Below are 22098 nucleotides of genomic sequence, written 5' to 3' on the forward strand. Positions count from 1 at the left end.
TTTTTCAAAGGTAGATCAATAAAAAAATACAATTTTATAAAAAATAGGTCACTCTACAGTCTCTTTAAGAGGAGACACATATGATAACCATAGTTTGAAAGAGACCGAGGTGAAAACTTTGACAAAAGTAACTGTCATTATGACGAGCTACAACAAGGCGGCTTACGTCGGCAGATCGATTGAAGCGATTTTGCAGCAGACGCTGTCAGACTTTGAACTATTTATCATGGACGATGGTTCAAACGAAAAAACCCTTGCTGTAATTGAGCCCTTTCGCAAAGATCCCCGTGTTCATTTTATCCAAAGCGGTGTCAAATCGCTGGAGGAGAGAACAGCGAAAACCCGATACGCTGTCCTCATTAATCAAGCTTTAGAACTAGCAAAGGGGGAGTATATTTCCTATGCCACAGATGACAATGTCTATGCCCCGGACCGTTTAGAGAAACTCACACATTATTTAGATGCTCATCCAGGTGAAGATATTGTCTATTCTGCTTCAAAAGTAATCTATTTAAATAGCAAAAAAGAGCCAGTTAAGGAAACGATTCGACCTGCGCAAGCGGTGCAATGGAATGCACCTTGTGCCATAGATCATTGCTCAGTCGTTCATCGTGCTTCTATTTTAACAAAAATCCATGCTGAATTTGGGTCTTACTGGGACGAGAGTCCGCATTTTTATCGAATAGGGGATGCTCGGTTCTTTTTTCGATTAAATCATTTTTATCCGTTCTATCCCTATGATGAAGTGTTAGATACAAATTACATCACAGAGCAGTCGATTCACTATCAGTTGGCGGAAGAAGAGAAAAGTGCTTTTATTCAAGCACTTCCTGAGCAGTCTACCTGCTGGGAACTCCGCCACATATTAAAACAAAAACATGGGAGGTGACCTTAAGTGTCGCACTATATTCATCATTATTGGCAGGTGTACTTTGAGTTTGTAAATCTCATGAAGGATTTGTCCTATCGACAAATTCCCCTTGGATTGATCAGCAATTTCTATCAATATATCAGTCCTGAGGTAAGGGAACGTATGGAGGATGAAGCATTCGGTCAAGAATTGACAACCGATTGTCCGTTGCCGGGAGAGATTCAACCATTTTTTGATCAACATAAGCAGCAGATCAAGCGTATTGCGTATCATCCGGCGAATGGAAAGGTCTTGCTTCATTTTGAACATCTGCGTTTTACTGAACAAAATTACACTCGGTTCCATCCAAATCAAACCGTGGTGCTTGCTCGCTGGAAGAAGGCAGACTATTTCGGTTTACCTGTCATCAGCAAGCCGGAATTAGCGGGAGAGGTTAATAAAGAAGCCCATGCTGAATATATTGAGAAAGCAAATGCTCTCCTTAAACCTTACGCAAAGCACCCCGTCTTTGGCGATGTCTTTTTTAGAGAAAAGCTTCGGAAGGACATTGTGCAATTTATTGATGTCATTGACCAGACAGAAGTGCTATTTCAGATGGAGCCAATTGCAGCCATTATTGTGGGGACAACGGAGGATGCATACAGCCGCGTACTTGCATTGCAAACTGTGAAACGCCAGCTCACGAGTATCTGTCTTCAGCACGGCGCGCTTATGGGAGACGAAGCCTTTTTACCGATTTTTACGACGTGCCACGGGGTGTTTGGAAAGTATGAAAAAGACTGGTATGTAGACAAAGGCTGTCAACCGGAACAGGTGGAGGTCACAGGTCATCCAAGGTTTGATTTGGTGAAGGATCGAACGCCGCTTCAGCAGGAACTCATCTTTCGTAAATTAAACTTCAATCCTGCCAAAAAGACCGTACTTGTGGCGACGCAGCCGTTTTCAGAAGCCTTCTATGGTGATGTGCTTAAAACAATTGCAAAACGGAAAGACATTCAGTTGATCATGAAGCCGCATCCGTGGGAAATTGCCCGAAACCGATTAAATGAGTATGTGTCCATTGAACGCGCAGGAAATCATGTGAGACTGATTAAAAAAGAAATCGACTTGTATGACCTGCTGCCATATATGGATATGGTCATTACGCTTACATCAACCGTCGGTCTTGAAGCAATGCTTTTTGAAAAGAGTGTGCTGATCGGGAAAATGACAGAAGGCAGAAGATACCCTTATTACGAGTCGCTTGGCAGCTATCATATGGAAAACCCTGTTGAACTGGCTGAGAAAGCCATTCGTATTTTATCGGATGATCAAGAGATGAAGCTGGCAAAGCAGCAAGGAGCTAAGTTCATTAAACAGCATTATCCGCATGCGCGATCGACCGATGTGCTGCTTTCTCTGCTTAAAACAAAAACAGGTGTAGATTTTCAGAGATGAAGATAGGGGTGTTCAAGCGATATGGAAAAAAAGAGAGAACAATTTCTTCCTTATGCCCTGCCGTTGATTGAGCAGGAAGAAATTGAGGAAGTCATTGGAACATTAAAATCAGGCTGGCTGTCAACCGGACCAAAAGTCAGACAGTTTGAAGAAGAGTTTCGGAAGCTGACTGGTGCAAAACATGCGATTGCTGTCAATTCATGTACAGCTGCTTTATTTTTAGCCTTAAAAGCTAGAGGGATTGGGAATGGGGATGAGGTGATTACAACGCCTCTGACATTTTGTGCAACAGCCAATACGATCATTCATACAGGGGCAGCTCCTGTATTTGTCGATATTGACCCAGCGACACTCAACCTCGATGCAGAGAAACTAGAAGAGGCGATTACACCATATACAAAAGCCATTGTCCCTGTTCATTTTGCTGGCCAATCGTGCGATATGGACCGGATTCTAGCCATTGCTAAAAAGTACGATCTATTTGTGCTCGAGGACGCCGCTCACGCCCTGCATACGACGTATCACGGGCAGCCGATTGGAGCGATTGGAGATGCGACTGCCTTTAGTTTTTATGCAACGAAAAACATAGCGACCGGGGAAGGCGGCATGCTGACGACAAATGATGATGCACTAGCCGATCGAATTAGAAAACTAGCACTCCATGGGATGAGCAAGGGAGCATGGAATCGTTATGGAGAAAAAGGAACGTGGTACTACGAGGTCGAGGAACCTGGCTATAAGATGAATATGTTTGATGTGCAGGCATCGTTAGGACTTGTCCAGCTAAACCGTCTAGATGATATGCAAGCACGGAGAGAACTAATTGCGAAAGCATACAATCAGGCATTTCAAAAAGAAACAGGGCTGATCCTACCGCCTGTCCATCAAAAGGGCAGACATGCATGGCATTTATATGTACTGCAAGTGGACCCGAAAGAAGCATTCATCACACGTGATGAGCTGATTGATCGGTTGCAAAAAGACTATAAGATCGGCACGAGTGTTCACTTTATCCCTGTTCATTTGCATCCATACTATCAACAAACCTATCATTATTCACCAGAGGATTTCCCTGAGTCACTCGCATACTACAAGCGGACCCTCTCACTGCCTCTTTACCCAAGTATGACAGATGAAGATGTGCAGGATGTCATCGCTGCGGTGCTGTCTATTTTAAAAGAACAGAAGGCATCTTTATGAAGGTCGTTCATGCAATAGACGATCAGGTGTTATCCGTTTGGCTTGAGAAATACGGTCAACAAATTGAACAAATGAAAGGCTTCAAACAGTTTGGCCTTGTTAGTGGCGCCCAGCTCAAAGCGGTGCTGTTATACGACTGGTCAAAATGGGAAAGCGGCATATTTGATCAGCATATTTTTCATGTGAAGTTTGCGGCAGCTGAGTCAGCATCTGCTTTTCAGGAATTGATGGAACGCTTCATCAATTGGATGAGATCAGAAAAATGCGATTTTTTCTTTTTACGTCTTGAAGCGGCAGATGTTGAAAAAAACCGCATCGCCCAAAGGCTGTCACATGTGTACTATGTGGGCGGTCTCACTCGTCTTGAAGCACCGCCTGTTCACATGGAAATGCCATCAACAAGTGAAGATGTGGTCATCAGTCTGCCGGATGAAAAGGAATACGATGAGGCGGTGTCACTCGCTTATCAGGCTTTTGTGAAAAGCCGGTATGCACTTGATCCTTTTTTAGACCAGAATGCGGTCCAGCATTTCTTTCAAGAATGGATGAAAAATAATTTGCTCGGACGTGCAGATATCAATCTCGCAGCAAAGGTGAATGATGAAATCGTTGGTTTGATCCAAGGGTTGATAAAGGACGATGAATTGGTGCTTGATTTACTTGCCATTAGACCAGATGCACAAGGAAAAGGACTCGGAAAGAAGCTGGTGATGGCAATGGTGAAAGCCTCTTATGAGAGAGGGCACCGATTTATGTCGGCCGGAACTCAGATGCATAACACAACCGCCATTCAGCTGTACGAAAAGCTGGGCTTTAGAACAAAAAATTCTTTTTTGTATTACCATGTATGGCCGAAAAAAGGAGAGAGGTAAGATGGCGCATTTCTACATTGGAGATCGCAAAGTGGGGGATGGTGCGCCTGTCTTTATCATTGCAGAGGCAGGCATTAACCATGATGGGAAGCTGGATCAGGCGCTTGCTTTAATTGATGTGGCAAAAGAAGCAGGTGCCGATGCAGTGAAGTTTCAAATGTTTCAAGCTGATCGGATGTATCAAAAGGAACCGGGTTTATACGAAACAGCCAAGGGAGAAGAGGTGTCCATTTTTTCCTTAGTCGAACAAATGGAGCTGCCGCCAGAATGGTTACCGGTGTTATTGTCACGCTGCGCGGAAAAAGGGCTGCTCTTTTTAAGCACAGTGTGTGACGAGGAATCTGCGGATTTATTAAATCAAACCGATCCGCCAGCTTTTAAACTGGCATCCTATGAGATCAATCATTTGCCTCTTTTACGTCACACAGCTTCTTTTCAAAAGCCCATCATTTTCTCAACTGCCGGCGCCACTATTGCAGATGTTCATGAAGCATATGAGGCGATTACAAGCGAGCAAAACGATCAGGTCGCCATCATGCATTGCGTGGCAAAGTATCCAGCACCTAGAGCTTTCACGAATCTTCGTGTGCTCCAAACCTTAGCCTCCGCTTTTCCTGAGGCGGTCATCGGCTTTTCTGATCATAGTGAACATCCTACTGAAGCTCCTGTTGCTGCTGTGAAACTTGGGGCAGCCATGATTGAAAAGCATTTTACAATAGATAAGACACTTCCTGGCGCCGATCATTCCTTTGCGCTCGATCCAGAAGAATTAAAGGAAATGGTTCAGCATATTCGAACGGCGGAAAAGAAGCGGAACCAATCAGAAACTGATGCTCATTCTGTGTCAGAGGATCTCCTTGGCAGTTCTTTTAAAACGACAACAGCCATTGAAGGGCAGATTCGTGAATTTGCGTATCGAGGGATTTTTACGACAAGAGGGATTGCAAGGGGCGAGACGTTGACCGAAGAAAATCTAGCCGTATTACGTCCAGGACAAAAAAGCCAAGGTCTTCATCCGCGATACATGGAGATTTTACTTGGGGCCAAAGCTGTCAGAGACATTCCAGCCCATACAGGGATTTCGTGGAAAGATGTGCTCATGCAGGAGTCTGCAAATGATCAATGATGTGCTCTTTGTCATACAGGCTAGAATGGGCTCAACAAGACTGCCAAAAAAGGTGATGAAGCCGATCGGTGGTATGGCATTGATCGATTTTATCGTTGAACGGGTAAAGCAATCAGATCATTACAATCACAAAACGCAAAACCTCATGATCGCCACAACAGTCGAAGCAGAAGATGATCTATTGGCTCATTATTGTTTATCAAAGGGCTATAAGGTATTTCGTGGCAGTGAGATGGATGTATTGCAGCGATTCGCAAAGATAGCTCAACATTTTGAACCACAAATCATTGTACGTTTAACGGGAGATAATCCATTTATAGATCCAGCGCTTTTGTCGAAAATGCTTGAAGAACATAGACAGAAGAAGGCGGACTACACGTATACGACCGGAACACCACTCGGTATTTCCGGGGAAATGATCAACGCCACCATTTTGTGTAAAATCGACAATTTTCCCCTTACGCAGCCAGAGCGTGAGCATGTCACGCTGTATATCCGAAAGCACCCTGAGCAATTTCAACTGCAATTATTCACACCGCCCAAAGAACTCGCATATCCTGCTTATCGATTCACGATTGATACAGAAGAAGATTACGTATTTGCCACCCGTTTACTTGAAAAAGCCGGTGGGTCTAATGCGGTGCCTACAGCTGAACTCATCACCATTTGTGAACAGGATCCTGATATGGTTCGGTTGAATCAATTTGTGAAGCAGAAGGATGCTGAATGAACAAAAAAATCATGATTGTTGTGTACGGTGGTTTTTTAAGAGGAATGGGGCATGTCGTTAGAATGAAACGGCTGGCAAAGGAACTGATTCAAGAAGGAAACGACTTGTATTTCTATACAAATGAACAGGTTTGTGTAGAAATGCTCTCGCATTCAGCGTGGCATGTTCATTTGGTGAAGGAATCAAATGTAATCCTTCAGATAGAGCAGGACATAAAAAAGATAAATCCTGATCTTCTGTTGATCGATGTCCTTGATTGTGAGCTTCAGTTCCTTCGATCGATCAAAGCATCCTCCAGCAATGCAAAATTGGTCTTATTTGAAGAGGAAAGAACAGAAGCTTGCCAGCTTGCTGATGCTGTTGTAAACGGCATTTATGGTGGACTGGATGAAAAGCACCTGCAAGTAAATGGCACGGACTACTTTTATGGAACACCTTATTTATTGTTAGATTACGAGATCAGCAAATTAAAAGACACATATGAGGTTCGCAAAGAATGTAAGAAGGTGGTGATCAGCCTTGGAGGCAGTGATCCAGAAGGGTTATTAACAAAGGCTGTATCAGCACTTCGCGAAGCCGGCCATTTACACATTCTAGCGGTTACAGGAAAAGCCTCTCGCATCGAAGAAAAAATCAAGGCTACACATATTCAATTCATTCGCCATACGGATCAATTATCTGCCCATCTTGCCGAAGCCGATCTAGCGATTGTTGCTGGTGGGATGACGTTATATGAGGCCGTTTGTATCGGGGTGCCTAGCATTGTCCTTTCACAAGTAGATCACCAAGCAGTAACAGCCGCTCGTTTTGCACAAAAGGGAGCCTGCTATCATCTTGGGTTAGGCCGCCTTGTGGATGAAAAGGATATATGGCGTGCTGTTCGAAGGCTGTCCGGTAGCTATTTTCTCCGTAGGAGTATTCACCTCAATGGACGGTCACTCATTGATGGAAAAGGAACCGAACGAGTGAAAAACATTCTTATATACCTCATGAATCATCACCAAAAAGAACATAAGGATGTGTAGATGTGAAGGGAGTTATTTTAGCAGGAGGAAAGGGATCACGACTGGCACCCTTAACAAAGATTTTCAATAAACATTTATTGCCGGTTGGCCCATATCCGATGATTTATTGGTCATTGTTCAAATTGAAAGAAGCAGGAATTTTAGATGTCATGGTCATATCACAAGCAGAACAAATCCCGTTGTTTCAAAAACTGCTTGAAGGCGATCAGGAACTTGGGATGAACATCGTGTATCAAGTACAGCCTGAAGCTTCTGGAATTTCAGACGGTTTATCCTATGCAAAGCCATTTGTAGAAGGTGAAAAGTTTGTACTCATGCTTGGTGATAATGTCTTTGAAGATTCGCTGAACCCTTTCGTTGACGCCTTTCAGCGGCAAGAAAACGGTGCGAAAGTTCTGTTGAAAGAAGTGACAGATCCAAAGCGATTTGGTATTGCAGAAATTGATGCCGTTCACCAACGAATAGTATCAATTGAGGAAAAACCGGAGCATCCGCGTTCACCCTACTGCGTCACGGGTATCTATTTTTATGATCAAGAAGTCTTTCAATATATTGAGAAAATCTCGCCATCAGATCGAGGCGAATTAGAGATTACAGATGTAAACAATCTCTATATCTCAAATAGTCAGCTGACCTATGATATGTTAAAAGGGTGGTGGATTGATGCAGGAACACATGAATCTCTCCACCAAGCATCAACGAAAATGTTTGAAACGATGAAGAAAAAAGAGGGATACGAATGACGAAGTCTTATTTAATTACAGGCGGAGCGGGATTTATTGGACTGAATTTTGTGAAGCTGCTGCTTCAGGAAACAGATGTCCGGCTCACTGTTTTTGACAAGTTAACATATGCCAGTCATCCAGAGGAGATGGATGAATTATTAAAGCTGTCTCATTTTCGTTTTATTCAAGGGGATATCACCCTTCAGCATGAGCTGGATCAAGCGTTTGATGAAGTCTATGATGCTATCATTCATTTTGCAGCGGAATCCCATGTTGATCGCAGTATTGAATCGGCAGAGCCGTTTATTCAAACAAATGTGCTCGGCACTTATCGTATGCTGGAGGCAGTCTTAAAAGGAAAGGCGAAAAAGCTTATTCATATTTCAACAGACGAAGTATATGGAGATTTGGAGCTAGATGACCCAGCTTTTACAGAACAAACACCACTTTCACCGAATAATCCTTATTCTGCAAGCAAGGCAAGTTCAGACCTGCTTGTGAAATCTTATATCCACACTCACCAATTACCCGCAATGATCACAAGATGCAGCAACAACTACGGACCATATCAGCATGAAGAAAAATTAATACCGACGATTATTAGAAAAGCAATCAATGGAGAAAAGATCCCGATTTATGGGGACGGCCAGCAGATTCGCGATTGGCTGTATGTAGAGGATCATGCGAAAGCTGTAAAGCAGGTCCTTGAAAACGGAACAGCTGGGCAAGTGTACAATATCGGCGGTGGCAACGAGAAAACGAATCTTGATTTGACCAAGACCATTCTGACGCAGCTCGGGATCAGTCATGACCGTATTGCGTTTGTTGAAGACCGAAAAGGACATGACAGACGGTATGCGATTGACGCCAGTAAGCTAAAACGGGAGCTTGGCTGGACGCAGGAGACGTCATTTGAAGCAGGTATTGAAAAAACGATCAATTGGTATCGTACCAAATATGATCAGAGCGAAGAAGGGTGACGGATGAAAGTTTTAATCACCGGTGCAGGCGGGCAACTAGGGAAAGAATTGAGCAGACAGCTCAAGGAGAAAGACATCACCGTCATTGCCTTAACGAGGAGCATGCTCAATATCGCAGACCAGCAAGCAGTCAGACACGCAATGAGACATTTTCGACCTCATATTGTTGTCAGTGCAGCAGCATATACCTCTGTAGATCAGTGTGAAACAGAAACGGAAAAGGCGTATCTTGTTAATGGCATTGGCGCCTACTATACAGCGCTGGAGGCTAAGAACATAGGGGCTGATGTGTTACATGTCAGTACAGATTATGTGTTTGACGGGCAAGCAAACACGCCTTACAAAGTCGATGCACAAGCAGATCCTCAAACCATTTATGGAAAAAGTAAAAAGCTTGGTGAGGAATTGATTCATCTAGTATCAGACGAAGTAAAAATCATCCGTACAGCGTGGCTATACGGACATGAGGGACATAATTTTGTGAATACCATCCTTCGGCTCGCAGAAACAAAGGATCAATTGCGCATCGTGAACGACCAAATAGGCTCACCTACTTATACAAAGGATGTCGCAGAGGCCATCATTCATTTGTTTGATCAACAGGCAGGAATTTATCATGTCAGTAACAGAGAGAGCTGTTCCTGGTTTGACTTTGCGTCAGAAATTGTGGCAAAAAGCGGCCTGTCTACGACCATTGAGCCAATTTCCACGGAAGAGTATGGATTCCAAACGCCTCGCCCAGCCTATTCTGTATTAGACCTTCAAGCGATTGAAGCTACAGGTTGGCAGCCGAGACATTGGAAGGATGCGCTTCATGAATATTTGCAGAAAGAAGGGAGATGGCATCAGCATGATTGATGGTGTACAAACGAAAAAACTCATGAAACATTGTGATGATCGCGGCTTTTTTGCAGAGCTCATTCGAGATGATGAGCCATTGCTGAAACGTTTTGGGCAGGCATCGTGGTCGAAAAGCTTTCCAGGAGTGATCAAAGCCTTTCATTATCATGAAAAGCAAGATGACGTTTGGTTTTTCCCAGTGGGTCATGCTCAGGTCGTTTTATACGATTTACGTGAGGACTCTCCTACAAGGGGTCAAACCGATGTGTATTATATGGGGGAAGATAATCCAATGCTGCTCCTCATTCCAAAGGGTGTCGCGCATGGCTACCGGGTACTAGGGGAGACGCCGCTACAAATTGTCTATTTCACGACAGAATCCTATGACCCGAAAAACCCAGATGAAAAGAGAATCGCTTGGAATGACGAAACAATCGGATTTGATTGGGAAACGACATTTAAATAAAGAACAGAGGCCTTTCGCAGGAGAAAGGTCTTTTTTTGTTGAAATACATTCTATAAGTGTCATTTTATGTATTTTTATAAGTTAAGCAGAAAAGGGATGTGGATAAGTTTGTCTAAAAGAATTGCATTTGTAACAGGGGCAAGTACAGGGATTGGAAAGGCAATCGCCATAAAGCTTGCCGCCCAGGACCATATAAAGGTCATCATCAATTCTAGAAATCAATCCTCACTAGAAGATGCGCGGCAGCACATTGAACGTATGGCAGAAACAAAGGAGCCGGTGTCTCTTTTCTGTGGCGATATGTCACATGAAGGAATGCGAGCTGAAGCCTTTGCGGCAATAGATAAAGAGTTTGGTAGACTGGATGTGTTGATTAATAACATTCCAGGAGGGAAGCCAGATACTTTTGATTCATGTGAAAGCGAGCAGATGCTGGCAGCATTTTCTCAGAAAGCTCTTGCGTACATTGATATGATGAAACGCGCGGCAGTGATGATGAAAAGACATGAATATGGACGGATCATTCAAATTGTCGGGAACCTTTGGAAGGAACCTGGTCATCAAATGTTTACGAACAGTATGATGAATGCAGCCATCATCAATGCTAGTAAAAATGCAGCCTCGCAGCTTGCACCTTCAGGGATCACAGTGAATTGTTTAAACCCGGGATTTATTGCTACAGATCGGTATGAACAATTTATCGAAAACATGATGCGTGCGCAGTCATTATCACGCGAAGAAGCTGTACAGGCTGTTGCGTCAGGAATCCCCATGCAAAGAGTAGGTTCAGCGAGTGAAATGGCTTCATTGGCGGCATTTATTGCATCAGAGGAAGCCTCTTATGTCACTGGACAACAAATATCTGTCGATGGTGGTTCGATGAAAAGTATATAAATATGAAAAACCCGCTATATGCGGGTTTTTTGATGAAAGCGAATCGGCAGGATATGCAGCCGATCGATAAAGAGAGCAAGCTGTTCAATTGGCGCCACCATTGAGATGCGGACATGACGTCTTCCGTGTGTGCCAAAAACACCCCCAGGCGTCACGACGACATCTGCATGCTCGAGTAAATAGTCGGCAAATGTATGGGAATCCTCGAATTCATCAGGAATCGGTGCCCACAAATAAAAGGCGCCGGCTGGACGTGCAATGGTCCAGCCAAGTTGCTTCTCAGCTTGACGGATGAAGAAAGTCATTCGTTCAAGGTAGACTTCTTTCAAAGATTGAATATGAGAGTCATCACTTTGTAAAGCGACGGTGGCGGCATGCTGAAATCCGCCATACATACTGACAAATATATGATCTTGGAAAGCGTTAATGGCATGAATGATGTCCTCATTGCCTACAGCAAAAGCGACTCTCCATCCTGCCATATTGAATGTTTTGGATAAAGAATATAGTTCCACGCCTACGTTTTTTCCAAGAGGAGCTTTTAGAAAGCTTATAGGTTTTTGCTCGTAATGAAAGGAGCCATAAGCAAAATCATGAATCACATGAAGACCGTGAGTAGAGGCAAATGCCGCAGCCTCTTCAAAAAAAGCCTCATTTGCCACCGCACCTGTTGGGTTATTCGGATAATTTAAGAAAAGGACCTTTGCCTTTTTTAACACGCCTGGATCAATTGATGAGAAATTCGGCAAATAGCCATTTTCCTCTTCTAGCCGGATGCAGTATGGCTTTGCATCTGCCATTAAGATACCTGAATGATATTCTGGGTATCCAGGATCGGGGACAAAGGCAATGTCCCCTGGATCAAGCAGACACTGACTCATTACATAAAGGCCTGTTTTTCCTCCAGTGAAAAGGGCAATTTCCTTCTTCGGGTCAACCTCGATACTAAATTCCTTTCTGTAGAAATCCGCAATGGCTTGCTTGAAAAAGTCAAAGCCTCTAAAAGGTGCATATTGCTGAAATGGCAAAGAGCCTGCTGCTTCTTGAAGAGCACACACAATATGTGCAGGGGTAGGAAGATCGGGATTTCCCTGACCAAGGTTAATGATGTTCGCTCCCTGTTGTGTTTTATGCGCTATTTTCTCAAACACGGTTCCAAATTTTTGTTCTGGCAGCCGTTCAATCATGTTAGATGGTAAGATCTTCACCACGATATCCTCTCTTTCTTATCCCTTCACTAATTCATCCATTAACTGAATGGATGCCTGCTTTTGAATGTTGCGGATGGAGGCGGCAACATCCTGAGAAGACGACCCTTTTAATTCAAGAGACACGATGCCATTAAAGGCTTCAAATAAAGACAAATCGACAAAGGTTCCTTTAGGTGGAGCGGATTCACTGATGATGACAGTATCTCCAACTAAAGTGTCCTGCGGAATATACACATGATCAATGGTGATGTGTGTGACCTCAGGCGGAATGTGTCCGCTCTCTTTGAAATGCTGAGGGTATAAATGACAATCTGCTATATAATGCGTATGACCAGAAAGTAGTTCTTTTGGCAAATCAGCTTTTTTTCCATCGACTAATACATCAATGAGCAGCTTGGCCATATCGACCCCAAAGACTTTTTTGATATTCGGAATCATATTCCAGCCAGCAAATCTAGCTGCTGATTCAATTAATCCAGTTTCCCGATGTTTCATAAGCTTGATCTCTGTATGAGTGGCGCAGTTTTCAAGTCCTAACCCCTCATTTGCTTTTTTTGCTGCCTCAATGATGAGGTGCTGCGCTTCATTGTCTAGGATCGACGGAGTGATATGAGCTGTTTCTGTGAATCCGACTTGAGGGGTCTTATCATGAATGACAAATGGGATATATTCTCCCTCAACAACTAATCCTTCTACACTGACATAATCAGAATAGCCGTCGTCTTGATACCAATCCTCGTAAGAACCCTCTAAGTACGTTTCAGCGACAAACGGTGCATCATACGTCACAGCGTTTGGAACGGGGATGGTTTGCAAATAGGATTGTACGCGTAAAAAGAGACCATCACTGCCGGCACGATCATGAAAAAGGGTCACGCCAATGGAGCTTGCTAAATATGTAGGCTTTAAAATAAGCGGTGTCCCGATATACTCAATAGCTTGCTGAAAATCAGCTAAAGTTGTGACAGGCTTAGTTTTCACTGCTTTGACCCCAGCCTCGTTGAATGCAGCCCTCATTTGGCTTTTATCACGCGCTAATTCAGCTGCCTTTACCCCGGCGCCGCGCAGCCCAAGTCGCTCTGCAGCTTTTGCCATTGGTGCAATGAATAATTCATTATTGGTGGTAATCGCATCTGCTTTGAAAAAGGAAGCGACACGAACGAGGTCATCGACCACCTCTTCCTCTGATTTCAGATAATCATCATGTGCCCAATAAATCGAATCAGGGTGTTCAAAAGAAGGATTTGTATCAAAATAATCCCGATCTTTGATGACCGCAATAGAGTATTTTTCGATTAGCTCTGCGTGTCCCTTTGTAATAGCAAAGGGTCTCGGGATATAAGAAACGATATGATACGATGCAGCCACGCTTTCATAAAACATATGGGGCGGGCATCCTCCCAGATCAGCAATGACAAGTACGGTTTTTTTACTCAATGAAAGCACTCCTTTTTATCTAGCGGTGTAACCGCCATCTGCTGTGACAACACTTCCAGTCATATAGCTGGATAGATCAGAGGCGAGAAACAGCATGACGCCCGCAATTTCTTCTGGTTTTCCGAGACGACGTAATGGATTCACCTTTGCTTTTTCCTTCTTAACAACCTCAAGACTTTCTGAATGATTATCTACAAAGGATTTTTCATTTAATGGCGTATCAATAATACCTGGAGCGATACAGTTCACCCTGATTTGATGGGCGGCATAGTCGACCGCCATCGATTTGGTCAATTGGATGACACCGCCCTTTGTTGCGTTATAGGCAGGGATGTCAGGCCAGCCGACAAGACCTCCGACAGATCCAGTATTGATGATACTTCCGCTTTTCTTTTCAAGCATATGTGGCAAAGTATGCTTACTCATGAGAAAGACACCCGTCAGGTTGACCTGCACAATGTGATTCCAATCCTCTAGCGTCATCTCGTGAACAGGCGAGACGATTTCAATGCCTGCATTGTTAATCAGTACATCGATTGTTCCAAACTGGTTCAGCACAGACTGAACGGTTTTTTGACAGTCAGATTCATTCGTAATATCTGTTTTGAAAAACGCAAGATGCTCGTGCATAAATGATTCAACGAGTTGTTTGCCGCTTTTTTCATTGATGTCGGCCACTGCGACTATTGCTCCGTGCTCAAGGAAAAGCTTGACTGCGGCAAGCCCAATCCCCGATGCACCTCCTGTAATCAAGACGACTTTTCCGGCAAGGTTCATTTCTTCACCTTCGACTCTTTTGGTTTCAACCGATTATAGCGGGGAGGAAAGAAGAGATTAATAGACTTTGAGGCTTCCGGCTTTGGATTTATTGCCCCGTGATCTTCCTTAGGGTCACAGAAATAGGTAGTACCAAATGCCATTTTCTCTGTAAAGCCTTCAATGGTCATATCATAACCTCCGCTGATGCAAATGCCGATTTGTTCATTGCGGTGTTTGTGAAAAGGCATTTCTCCGCCATTTCCAGGAATGTTGGCAATCATGAGCTCCATCCAATCCTCAACAAAGAAGGTCACTTCCATGCCAGGGAGTAAATCCCGTGTTTTGAAAATGTCTAAGAAATAAGTAGGAGGCGCTGTGTATTCCTCGCCATCTTTTAATCTTTTAATATCAATAGCAATCACTTCTTCATCTGTTAGGTTAGAAGCGCCGTGAGGGACAAAAGGTGGTGCGATATAGGCTGATTCTAAAGGGGTGAGTAATTGGATCGATGGGCCGACCGTCATTTGAAGCTCGCCTTTTAATACGATGCCGATTTGTGCTTCGGGATGCTCGTGAGGTTCAATGATCGTGTGAGGAGGGACGTATGAGATTAATACTTCCGTATCACCTCTGACTGTGGAATATTGTGTGACACCATTCTCCCATTCTATTTTCTTGGCTTGTGGAAAATATCGTTCTTGCGTCTTTTGTTCAGTTTGCATATTATATCTCTCCTTTTCCGAATATGGACCAGCTCATAGGGATGCTTTTAAACGTTCGAACGAAGGTGAGGCCATATGTGACTCTGGCTACCTCATTGGTTAAAGCGAAATCAAATTCGCCGTCTCTTACTTTTTGTGCGGCAGTACTTGTTGAATTGACTAGCTCAAATTCAGCATTTTGGTGAATGAAATATTGAATCAAATTGACAGGTGCAGGGTGAGAGACAATTTTTAAATGGTGGAGCATTTGTTCATGAAATGGAAAATCTGGTCTGACAGCCAAACCGTACATGGGTGTGTCACATCTGAAAATTTGTAAAAGCTGTAGGTCAGGTCTCATGTAGAAGTGTTTGATTCCTTCGTATGCGTGTGGAACGAGAGTGTATTGGAGTGCGTGAGAGAGAGTATGTTCAATGCAAGTTTCGAACGAGTCGTAAAGGGATAGTTTCGTTTGAGTGCCGAGTGTAGTGGTGGAATGAGAGATGAAATGTTTTGCTGCGTATTCACTGCTTGTCCCCTTAGGGCCTAGTGTATTGACTGTAAACATCTTAGGTGAAACGATGGGCTCTTCTTTGAAATGAAAAACATCATTCTTTAAGATCATGTTTACCATCCAATCTTTTTCAAATTTTTACTAGATTATAAAAAATAAAATTGGCAATTGTCAACAAAATTTATAAAAAATGTATTTTATGATGATATTAAAAATTGATCTAAAAAACTGCACATACCTTTATGTGCAGTGGGTGGAGCTTACGTTTCAATTGTGTTTTTATGTTTCTGCTGTAAGGTTCGTTCACGTTTATAGCTGACGAAGCTAATAAGAAAACCAACGAGCGTAATGAGAGCACATAGAAGCCCTACCGTATGATAGCCGAAATGGACATAGACTGGTCCCATCAGAGCGGAACCAAGCATAACGGCAAGATTTGACGCAAGGCTGTAAAATGCCATCACTTTGCCTCGGTGGGTTTGGGAGCAGTCACTTAAAACAGTGCTCAAAAGCGTGACAGATAAACTTTGCATGGCACCCCAAATAAATAGGGCAAAAATCAGCAATGTCCATGAGAAAGGAGCATAAGGAAGTAAGGCGAGAACGAGTGTAATGCCGCCCAGCACAAAAAATAGAGAACGAGTTTTGCCAAACCAGTCTGCTAATTTCCCTGTAAATACACTCATAGAAAAGCCGACGCCATAAGCCATGATCAGAAGGCCAGCGGTTGATTGTCCTCCAGAAAATAAACTTTGCAAATACGCTCCTAAAAATGAGTACATGCCATAAAATCCAAGCATATTACAAAATGTCACAGTCAAATAGGCGGGGACACGATCAATTTTTAAAGCTCCCCATAAAGAGCCAGCTTTCTCCTTAGCTTGAGGTGTTCTTGTATTCGCTGTGGCGGTTTGTTTACGAGATTCAAGGATGACGAGTAGCAGGACAAAGAGACTCATGAAGGCGAAAATCCAAAAGGTCCATCGCCAGTTTAAACTCTGCCCGATGAAGGCGCCAATTGGTACACCAAGGACAAGAGAAAGAGACCAACTCGACACAATGAGTCCCATCACTTTGCCTCGATATTCATAAGGCACCCGGTCGCCGACAAGCGCATAGGCGGTTGGCACAAATACACCGGTTGCAAGCCCAGATATAGCACGGCCGGCAAAAAACACGCCCAAATTCGGGGCAGCCGCACACATCACGGTCCCGATCAAAAAGAAAGAAAGACCGATGATCAGACATAGCTCCCTTGAATACCGGTCCCCTAAAGGAACAAGCAGTGGGGCTCCAACCAGCACAGCTAACCCATAAATGCTGATGGAAAGAGCGAGAATATCAAGAGAGTGCTGAAAGGAGTTTGATAAATCAGGTAGCAGTGGTGAAATCACCAGTTCTTCCGATCCCGCCGCAAAGACGCCAAGTGTCAGCGCAATGGCAAGTGTGATGGGAAATGTTTGAGAAGCCTGGCTGTCTAAAGATTCTTTCATCAGGTGATCCCTCCATACTTGCTTTTTCATTCAATTCCGTTAAAATAAATTCTACCATTATTTAGTTTTATTTTACATTTCGCATCATAAGTATTATCATAAAATACTTTTCAAATGGAACGATTTTTGGATAGGAGAGGTACGAATGAAAATCACCGATGTTGATGTGCATATTTTAAATGAATTGAAAGAAGATGCCCGCTTATCTATGAGGGAATTGTCCAAACGAGTCAATTTATCCGCCCCTGCGGTAGCAGAAAGAGTGCGTAAATTAGAGGATGCAGGGATTATCGAAGGGTATTCGGTTCAGGTGAACTATAAAAAATTAGGGCTTAAGATTGACTGCCTGCTGGAAGTCACAGTGCTAAACGGGGAGTATCAACGTTTTGTGGCTTTTATGAATCAGCACCCACGCGCTTTTTTTGCGTATCGAGTGGCAGGGCAGTCATGCTTTTTCATTAAGCTGTCAGTCGCGTCCCTTGAAGAAATTGAAGCCTTTATTCAGGCAGTGTCTGGGTTTACAAAAACCGTATCTCATATTGTCTTATCCGAGCACTCCTTTTCCCACCCAGTTCAGGAACGTGTGAAACAAATAGAAGAGCCAGAAATGACCGTGATGAAATAAAAAAGGACCTGCCTCAGGTCCTTTTTGTACGTCTGTCTGACTGATCGCTCATGATTGTAATGATGAGTCCAATGAAGGTTACAGCTGCAGCAAATAACGGTACAAGCTGTAAATGTGTAAGCTCGATAGCAAGACCGCCAAGCGCTGCACCGCCGGCATTCCCGATATTAAAGGCAGAATGACTAAGCGTTGATGCGAGTGTCGGTGCTTCATGTGCCATGTTCATTGTGCGATATTGCAATGTAGGAACAAGAATAAATGAAATGATTCCCCACACAAAAATGGTCAGCACAGCAGGCACTTTGAATTCGGAAGTGATTGTAAACAATAATAGGACAGCTATCAGCAGAATCAGTGACACGATAATACTTGGCATCAGCTTCCAGTCGGCAAGCTTTCCACCAACTAAATTCCCGATGGTGACCCCAAGTCCGAAAAGAACAAGGATGAGCGTCACCCCATTTTCCTGAAAACCAGTCACTTGCAGCAGGATCGGGCTAATATACGTAAAAGCTGTAAATACACCTGCAAAACCAAAGATCGTCATTGCAAAGGAGACGAGCACTTGTGGCTTTTTCAAAACAGACACTTCATTTCGAATATCCAGTACTTCTTCCTTCGATTGATTGGGTACTAAGCTGATGATACCGATTAAGGAAATGAGTCCAATGACGGCAATGACGAGAAACGACATACGCCAGCCGAATTGATTTCCAATGAAGGTACCGAACGGCACACCTAGTACATTGGCGACCGTCAGTCCTGTAAACATGAAGCTGATCGCACTTGCACTTTTCTCCTTAGGTACAAGCCGTGCTGCCATGATCGCTCCGACACCAAAGAAAGTCCCGTGAGCAAATGATGTTAAAATACGTGCCGCCATTAATAGACCATAAGAGGTTGATACAGCAGCGACAGCATTTCCCGCCACAAACAGGATCATTAATAAAATGAGAAGACGTTTCCTCGACATTTTCCCAGTCGATAACGTTAAAATAGGTCCGCCAACTGCCACACCAAGTGCATATCCAGTAATCAGCTGCCCTGAAGCAGAGATAGATACATGAAGGTCGTTAGCAACGTTTGGCAAAAGTCCCATAATAACAAATTCAGTCATGCCAATCGAAAACGCACCGAGCGTTAAAGCAAAAATAGCGATGGGAAAGTTTTTCATGATGTGATCACCCTTCTAAAAAAATACATAAAAAGGCTTCGGAAAGATCCGAAGCCTTAAGAGTTTATCATACATGAAAATAAGACGCCAGCTGCTCGTTTGCTAATCGGTTTCCGACAAAGAAGGAACCGAATTCGCCGTAGCGTGCACTGACTTCATCAAAGCGCATTTCATAAACCAATTTTTTGAATTGAAGCACATCGTCAGAGAATAGAGTGACGCCCCACTCATAATCATCAAAACCGACGGAGCCTGTAATGATCTGCTTTACTTTTCCAGCATAGCTTCGGCCAATTAAGCCGTGGCTTCTCATAAGAGATTTACGCTCATCCATGGAGAGCATGTACCAGTTGTCATTGCCGGAACGTCTTTTATCCATTGGATAGAAGCACACGTATTGAGAAGAAGGGAGCTCTGGGTATAGACGCGCACGTACATGCGGGTTCTCGTAAGGATCTCCGCCATCTCCGCCTCCTGCTAAGTAGTTGCTAAGTTCAACAACTGAAACGTACGAATAAGCTGGGATCGTAAACTCTGCTAGTCGTGTCTTGTTAAATTCAAGTTCAATTTCGCCCAGTTCTTCCATGGTTGGACGCAAAATCATGAGCATAATATCTGCTTTTTGGCCGACAATACTATAGATTGTTTGGCTTCCAGTCTTATCGTGCTCAGCTATTTTCCATTTTTCTAATAGACCTGTGAACTCATGAAGAATCGCTTGACGCTCATCACTTGTCAGCAGCTTCCAAGCTGTCCAGTCAAAGGTTCTAAAATCATGCAGTGCATACCAGCCGTCTAGTGTTTGAGCTGCTTCATTGGTTGTATGTTGTTCGCTCATTTATTTCACTCCTATTAACAGTTTTCCATCTGTTCCAACTATAACATAGTTTGTCCAAATGAAGATGTGATCAAAACTTGAACGGCGAAGTGAGTTATTATGGAAATTGATTTAATTAGTTTGAAAAATAAGAATTTAATTTGTAAGCGCTATAATGTAAGTTGGTAGTTTGAATTTATGTAGAAGAAGAGTATGCTTAAAAGAGAACGCTTTTTTTGTAAAATCAAGGAGGGTATATAAGTGGCAGATATTTTTTCAACAGTTCAGGAAAAGGTTGCAGGTAAAGGAGTAAAGATCGTTTTTCCTGAGGGAATGGACGAACGCATTCTAACAGCCGTTCAAAAACTAGCAGATGGCAAAGTCTTGCAGCCAATTGTTGTAGGTAAAACTCAAGAAGTTGAAGCAAAAGCAAAAGAATTAGGTCTTACACTTGATGGTGTTGACGTGTATGATCCTCATACATATGAAGGTTTTGAAGAGCTTGTACAAGCTTTCGTCGAAAGACGTAAAGGCAAAGCAACAGAAGAGCAAGCAAGAAAAGCATTACTAGATGAAAACTACTTTGGTACGATGCTTGTGTACAAAGGTCTTGCACACGGACTTGTGAGCGGTGCAGCACATTCAACTGCTGACACAGTACGCCCAGCACTTCAAATCATTAAAACAAAAGAAGGCGTAAAGAAAACTTCTGGCGTCTTCATCATGGCTCGTGGCGAAGAGCAATATGTGTTTGCTGATTGTGCAATCAACATTGCACCAGACAGCCAAGATCTAGCTGAAATTGCCATCGAAAGTGCAAATACAGCCAAAATGTTCGACATCGAACCACGTGTAGCAATGCTTAGCTTCTCTACAAAAGGCTCAGCAAAATCAGACGAAACAGAAAAAGTATCTGAAGCAGTTCAGATTGCAAAAGAAAAGGCACCTGAGCTTGTACTTGATGGAGAATTCCAATTCGATGCAGCTTTCGTTCCTTCAGTAGCAGCGAAAAAAGCACCAGATTCCGTTATTAAAGGCGATGCTAGCGTATTTGTTTTCCCTAGCCTAGAAGCTGGAAACATTGGCTACAAAATTGCACAGCGCTTAGGTAACTTTGAAGCTGTAGGTCCAATCTTGCAAGGCTTAAACCAGCCAGTAAACGACCTTTCAAGAGGCTGTAATGCCGAAGACGTTTACAACCTTGCGCTTATCACAGCAGCTCAAGCACTATAAAATAGCATCATCGTTAAAGCAGTCAGCGCGATAGATTCGTGTTGGCTGTTTTTTTATATTGGTCAAATGTGTACAATAAAGAGAGATAAAGTCGATAGGATGGGCAGGTGCTAAAATGGAGGATTTAATACATAAGCTTCAGCATAAGGTCGTAGAATTAACCGATGCACAGAGGAGAATTGCAGATTATATCGTACAACATCCAATGGAGGTCGCTTTTTTAACTGTTGATAAACTTGCGTCAAAAGTCGGGACGAGTACAGCAACCATCATGCGATTCTCTACTGCTGTGGGGTATTCCGGTTTTTCTGAGTTTCAAAAAGAGCTCCAATCAGCTATGAAGCATAAAGCCGACCCTCAAACGAGACTTGAAGCGAACCTTAAGCATTCAAATAAGAGTCAGCTCCTGCATAATCATGTAGAACTGCAATTTCAAAATATCCAGTACGCCTTGGACAATATCACGGAAGAAACCTTTCAGCAAATTGTTGGGAAAATAGCTAGCGCACGCCATGTTTTGTGTACAAGTGTCCGAAGTGGAAGACCTGTTGGCGAATACATGTCGTTCGGAATCAATCGGCTATTAGGCAATTGCCAGTATATTGATGCAGATCAAAGTGACTGGGTGGATGATTTGGTTCATTTCAACTCAGGTGATTTCATTATAGCTGTCAGCTATCCGCGCTATGCAAAGCGTATGAAGGATTTGATGGAAGCAGCGAAGTCTTATGGGGTGGAAGTGCTTTTAATCACAGACAGCTACAGCTCACCACTAACTAAATATGCACAATATGTATTACCATGTTCCTCAGCAAGTGTAGGCTCTCATAACTCTGTCGTATCTGCTATCTTTATCGTTGATTTCATTTTAAGTGCATTAGCGATGAATGATCCAGAAAGAACCAAACCACGTTTAGATCAAATCAATCATATGTTAACGAAAATGAGTTATCACACAACACATTAGT

23 protein-coding genes are annotated in these 22098 nt (G+C 43.2%); 15 read left to right on the forward strand and 8 right to left on the reverse strand.

Translation table 11 applies throughout. The annotated features are described in order from the left end of the window. Positions 1-118: 118 nt before the first annotated feature. From GPS65_RS01365 to GPS65_RS01420, 12 genes are all read left to right on the forward strand, one after another. On the forward strand, positions 119-889 hold the full coding sequence (locus GPS65_RS01365) for a glycosyltransferase family 2 protein (RefSeq protein ID WP_162900863.1): 771 nt from the start codon (positions 119-121) through the stop codon (positions 887-889). A gap of 6 nt (positions 890-895) precedes the next feature. Then, the gene (locus GPS65_RS01370; RefSeq protein WP_119125536.1) at positions 896-2308 is read left to right on the forward strand and encodes a capsular polysaccharide export protein, LipB/KpsS family; all 1413 of its coding nucleotides are present in this window, start codon (positions 896-898) and stop codon (positions 2306-2308) included. A gap of 21 nt (positions 2309-2329) precedes the next feature. After that, on the forward strand, positions 2330-3508 hold the full coding sequence (locus GPS65_RS01375; RefSeq protein WP_119125535.1) for a DegT/DnrJ/EryC1/StrS family aminotransferase: 1179 nt from the start codon (positions 2330-2332) through the stop codon (positions 3506-3508). Then, complete coding sequence (locus GPS65_RS01380; RefSeq protein ID WP_012011641.1) at positions 3505-4380, forward strand: GNAT family N-acetyltransferase; 876 nt, start codon at positions 3505-3507, stop codon at positions 4378-4380. The genes GPS65_RS01375 and GPS65_RS01380 overlap by 4 nt, the downstream gene beginning before the upstream one ends. A 1-nt stretch (position 4381) precedes the next feature. Next, a complete protein-coding gene (locus tag GPS65_RS01385; protein ID WP_119125534.1) occupies positions 4382-5506 on the forward strand; it encodes an N-acetylneuraminate synthase family protein in 1125 nt (374 codons plus the stop codon). Beyond that, positions 5496-6236, forward strand: coding sequence for a cytidylyltransferase domain-containing protein (locus GPS65_RS01390; protein WP_144458875.1), 741 nt, complete (start codon positions 5496-5498; stop codon positions 6234-6236). The genes GPS65_RS01385 and GPS65_RS01390 overlap by 11 nt, the downstream gene beginning before the upstream one ends. Next, a complete protein-coding gene (locus tag GPS65_RS01395; protein ID WP_161985300.1) occupies positions 6233-7261 on the forward strand; it encodes a PseG/SpsG family protein in 1029 nt (342 codons plus the stop codon). Before GPS65_RS01390 ends, GPS65_RS01395 begins: the two co-directional genes overlap by 4 nt. A gap of 2 nt (positions 7262-7263) precedes the next feature. Next, positions 7264-8004, forward strand: a complete 741-nt coding sequence (locus tag GPS65_RS01400) for a sugar phosphate nucleotidyltransferase (RefSeq protein ID WP_161985301.1) — start codon at positions 7264-7266, stop codon at positions 8002-8004. Continuing rightward, positions 8001-8966, forward strand: coding sequence for a dTDP-glucose 4,6-dehydratase (rfbB, locus tag GPS65_RS01405; protein ID WP_119125530.1), 966 nt, complete (start codon positions 8001-8003; stop codon positions 8964-8966). The genes GPS65_RS01400 and rfbB overlap by 4 nt, the downstream gene beginning before the upstream one ends. A 3-nt stretch (positions 8967-8969) precedes the next feature. Next, positions 8970-9824 (forward strand): dTDP-4-dehydrorhamnose reductase, encoded by an 855-nt coding sequence (gene rfbD, locus GPS65_RS01410; protein ID WP_119125529.1) that lies wholly within the window; start codon positions 8970-8972, stop codon positions 9822-9824. Next, positions 9817-10272 (forward strand): dTDP-4-dehydrorhamnose 3,5-epimerase family protein, encoded by a 456-nt coding sequence (locus tag GPS65_RS01415; protein ID WP_088002438.1) that lies wholly within the window; start codon positions 9817-9819, stop codon positions 10270-10272. The genes rfbD and GPS65_RS01415 overlap by 8 nt, the downstream gene beginning before the upstream one ends. A gap of 96 nt (positions 10273-10368) precedes the next feature. Beyond that, entirely contained in the window at positions 10369-11166 is a 798-nt protein-coding gene (locus tag GPS65_RS01420) for an SDR family oxidoreductase (protein ID WP_119125728.1), read from the forward strand. A gap of 14 nt (positions 11167-11180) precedes the next feature. Here the strand turns inward: GPS65_RS01420 and GPS65_RS01425 are convergent, their stop codons facing one another. The 6 genes from GPS65_RS01425 to GPS65_RS01450 form a co-directional block, all read right to left on the reverse strand. Then, positions 11181-12374, reverse strand: a complete 1194-nt coding sequence (locus GPS65_RS01425) for a pyridoxal phosphate-dependent aminotransferase (protein ID WP_041816384.1) — start codon at positions 12372-12374, stop codon at positions 11181-11183. Between the two features lie 18 nt (positions 12375-12392). Then, positions 12393-13814 (reverse strand): alanine--anticapsin ligase, encoded by a 1422-nt coding sequence (locus GPS65_RS01430; protein WP_119125528.1) that lies wholly within the window; start codon positions 13812-13814, stop codon positions 12393-12395. A 15-nt stretch (positions 13815-13829) separates the two neighbouring features. After that, on the reverse strand, positions 13830-14591 hold the full coding sequence (locus GPS65_RS01435; RefSeq protein WP_119125527.1) for an SDR family NAD(P)-dependent oxidoreductase: 762 nt from the start codon (positions 14589-14591) through the stop codon (positions 13830-13832). Then, entirely contained in the window at positions 14588-15295 is a 708-nt protein-coding gene (bacB, locus tag GPS65_RS01440) for a 3-((4R)-4-hydroxycyclohexa-1,5-dien-1-yl)-2-oxopropanoate isomerase (RefSeq protein ID WP_012011629.1), read from the reverse strand. The genes GPS65_RS01435 and bacB overlap by 4 nt, the downstream gene beginning before the upstream one ends. Before the next feature lies 1 nt (position 15296). Continuing rightward, positions 15297-15899 (reverse strand): bacilysin biosynthesis protein BacA, encoded by a 603-nt coding sequence (locus tag GPS65_RS01445; protein ID WP_012011628.1) that lies wholly within the window; start codon positions 15897-15899, stop codon positions 15297-15299. A 149-nt stretch (positions 15900-16048) separates the two neighbouring features. Further along, positions 16049-17281 (reverse strand): MFS transporter, encoded by a 1233-nt coding sequence (locus GPS65_RS01450; protein WP_012011627.1) that lies wholly within the window; start codon positions 17279-17281, stop codon positions 16049-16051. 145 nt (positions 17282-17426) lie between these two features. Between GPS65_RS01450 and GPS65_RS01455 the strand changes: the two genes are divergently transcribed. After that, positions 17427-17906, forward strand: a complete 480-nt coding sequence (locus GPS65_RS01455; RefSeq protein ID WP_119125526.1) for an Lrp/AsnC family transcriptional regulator — start codon at positions 17427-17429, stop codon at positions 17904-17906. Positions 17907-17919: 13 nt separating this feature from the next. Here the strand turns inward: GPS65_RS01455 and GPS65_RS01460 are convergent, their stop codons facing one another. Both GPS65_RS01460 and hemQ read right to left on the reverse strand, forming a co-directional pair. Beyond that, a complete protein-coding gene (locus GPS65_RS01460) occupies positions 17920-19080 on the reverse strand; it encodes an MFS transporter (RefSeq protein WP_012011625.1) in 1161 nt (386 codons plus the stop codon). 67 nt (positions 19081-19147) lie between these two features. Next, positions 19148-19918 (reverse strand): hydrogen peroxide-dependent heme synthase, encoded by a 771-nt coding sequence (hemQ, locus tag GPS65_RS01465; protein ID WP_012011624.1) that lies wholly within the window; start codon positions 19916-19918, stop codon positions 19148-19150. Positions 19919-20158: 240 nt separating this feature from the next. Between hemQ and pta the strand changes: the two genes are divergently transcribed. Then, positions 20159-21130, forward strand: coding sequence for a phosphate acetyltransferase (gene pta, locus GPS65_RS01470; RefSeq protein WP_012011623.1), 972 nt, complete (start codon positions 20159-20161; stop codon positions 21128-21130). Positions 21131-21245: 115 nt separating this feature from the next. Beyond that, positions 21246-22097, forward strand: coding sequence for a MurR/RpiR family transcriptional regulator (locus GPS65_RS01475; protein ID WP_119125525.1), 852 nt, complete (start codon positions 21246-21248; stop codon positions 22095-22097). Position 22098 lies beyond the last annotated feature (1 nt).

The organism is Bacillus pumilus (genome assembly GCF_009937765.1).
Classification (GTDB): domain Bacteria; phylum Bacillota; class Bacilli; order Bacillales; family Bacillaceae; genus Bacillus; species Bacillus pumilus_O.

What these genes read in the sequence shown, in the direction of transcription:
- GPS65_RS01375 (WP_119125535.1), top strand. Translation starts at nt 2,330, where the DNA reads ATGGAAAAAAAGAGAGAACAATTTCTTCCTTATGCCCTGCCGTTGATT.
- GPS65_RS01380 (WP_012011641.1), top strand. Translation starts at nt 3,505, where the DNA reads ATGAAGGTCGTTCATGCAATAGACGATCAGGTGTTATCCGTTTGGCTT.
- GPS65_RS01385 (WP_119125534.1), top strand. Translation starts at nt 4,382, where the DNA reads ATGGCGCATTTCTACATTGGAGATCGCAAAGTGGGGGATGGTGCGCCT.
- GPS65_RS01390 (WP_144458875.1), top strand. Translation starts at nt 5,496, where the DNA reads ATGATCAATGATGTGCTCTTTGTCATACAGGCTAGAATGGGCTCAACA.
- GPS65_RS01395 (WP_161985300.1), top strand. Translation starts at nt 6,233, where the DNA reads ATGAACAAAAAAATCATGATTGTTGTGTACGGTGGTTTTTTAAGAGGA.
- rfbB (WP_119125530.1), top strand. Translation starts at nt 8,001, where the DNA reads ATGACGAAGTCTTATTTAATTACAGGCGGAGCGGGATTTATTGGACTG.
- rfbD (WP_119125529.1), top strand. Translation starts at nt 8,970, where the DNA reads ATGAAAGTTTTAATCACCGGTGCAGGCGGGCAACTAGGGAAAGAATTG.
- GPS65_RS01415 (WP_088002438.1), top strand. Translation starts at nt 9,817, where the DNA reads ATGATTGATGGTGTACAAACGAAAAAACTCATGAAACATTGTGATGAT.
- GPS65_RS01420 (WP_119125728.1), top strand. Translation starts at nt 10,369, where the DNA reads ATGTGGATAAGTTTGTCTAAAAGAATTGCATTTGTAACAGGGGCAAGT.
- GPS65_RS01435 (WP_119125527.1), bottom strand. Translation starts at nt 14,591, where the DNA reads ATGAACCTTGCCGGAAAAGTCGTCTTGATTACAGGAGGTGCATCGGGG.
- bacB (WP_012011629.1), bottom strand. Translation starts at nt 15,295, where the DNA reads ATGCAAACTGAACAAAAGACGCAAGAACGATATTTTCCACAAGCCAAG.
- GPS65_RS01445 (WP_012011628.1), bottom strand. Translation starts at nt 15,899, where the DNA reads ATGATCTTAAAGAATGATGTTTTTCATTTCAAAGAAGAGCCCATCGTT.
- GPS65_RS01450 (WP_012011627.1), bottom strand. Translation starts at nt 17,281, where the DNA reads ATGAAAGAATCTTTAGACAGCCAGGCTTCTCAAACATTTCCCATCACA.
- GPS65_RS01455 (WP_119125526.1), top strand. Translation starts at nt 17,427, where the DNA reads ATGAAAATCACCGATGTTGATGTGCATATTTTAAATGAATTGAAAGAA.
- GPS65_RS01460 (WP_012011625.1), bottom strand. Translation starts at nt 19,080, where the DNA reads ATGAAAAACTTTCCCATCGCTATTTTTGCTTTAACGCTCGGTGCGTTT.
- hemQ (WP_012011624.1), bottom strand. Translation starts at nt 19,918, where the DNA reads ATGAGCGAACAACATACAACCAATGAAGCAGCTCAAACACTAGACGGC.
- GPS65_RS01475 (WP_119125525.1), top strand. Translation starts at nt 21,246, where the DNA reads ATGGAGGATTTAATACATAAGCTTCAGCATAAGGTCGTAGAATTAACC.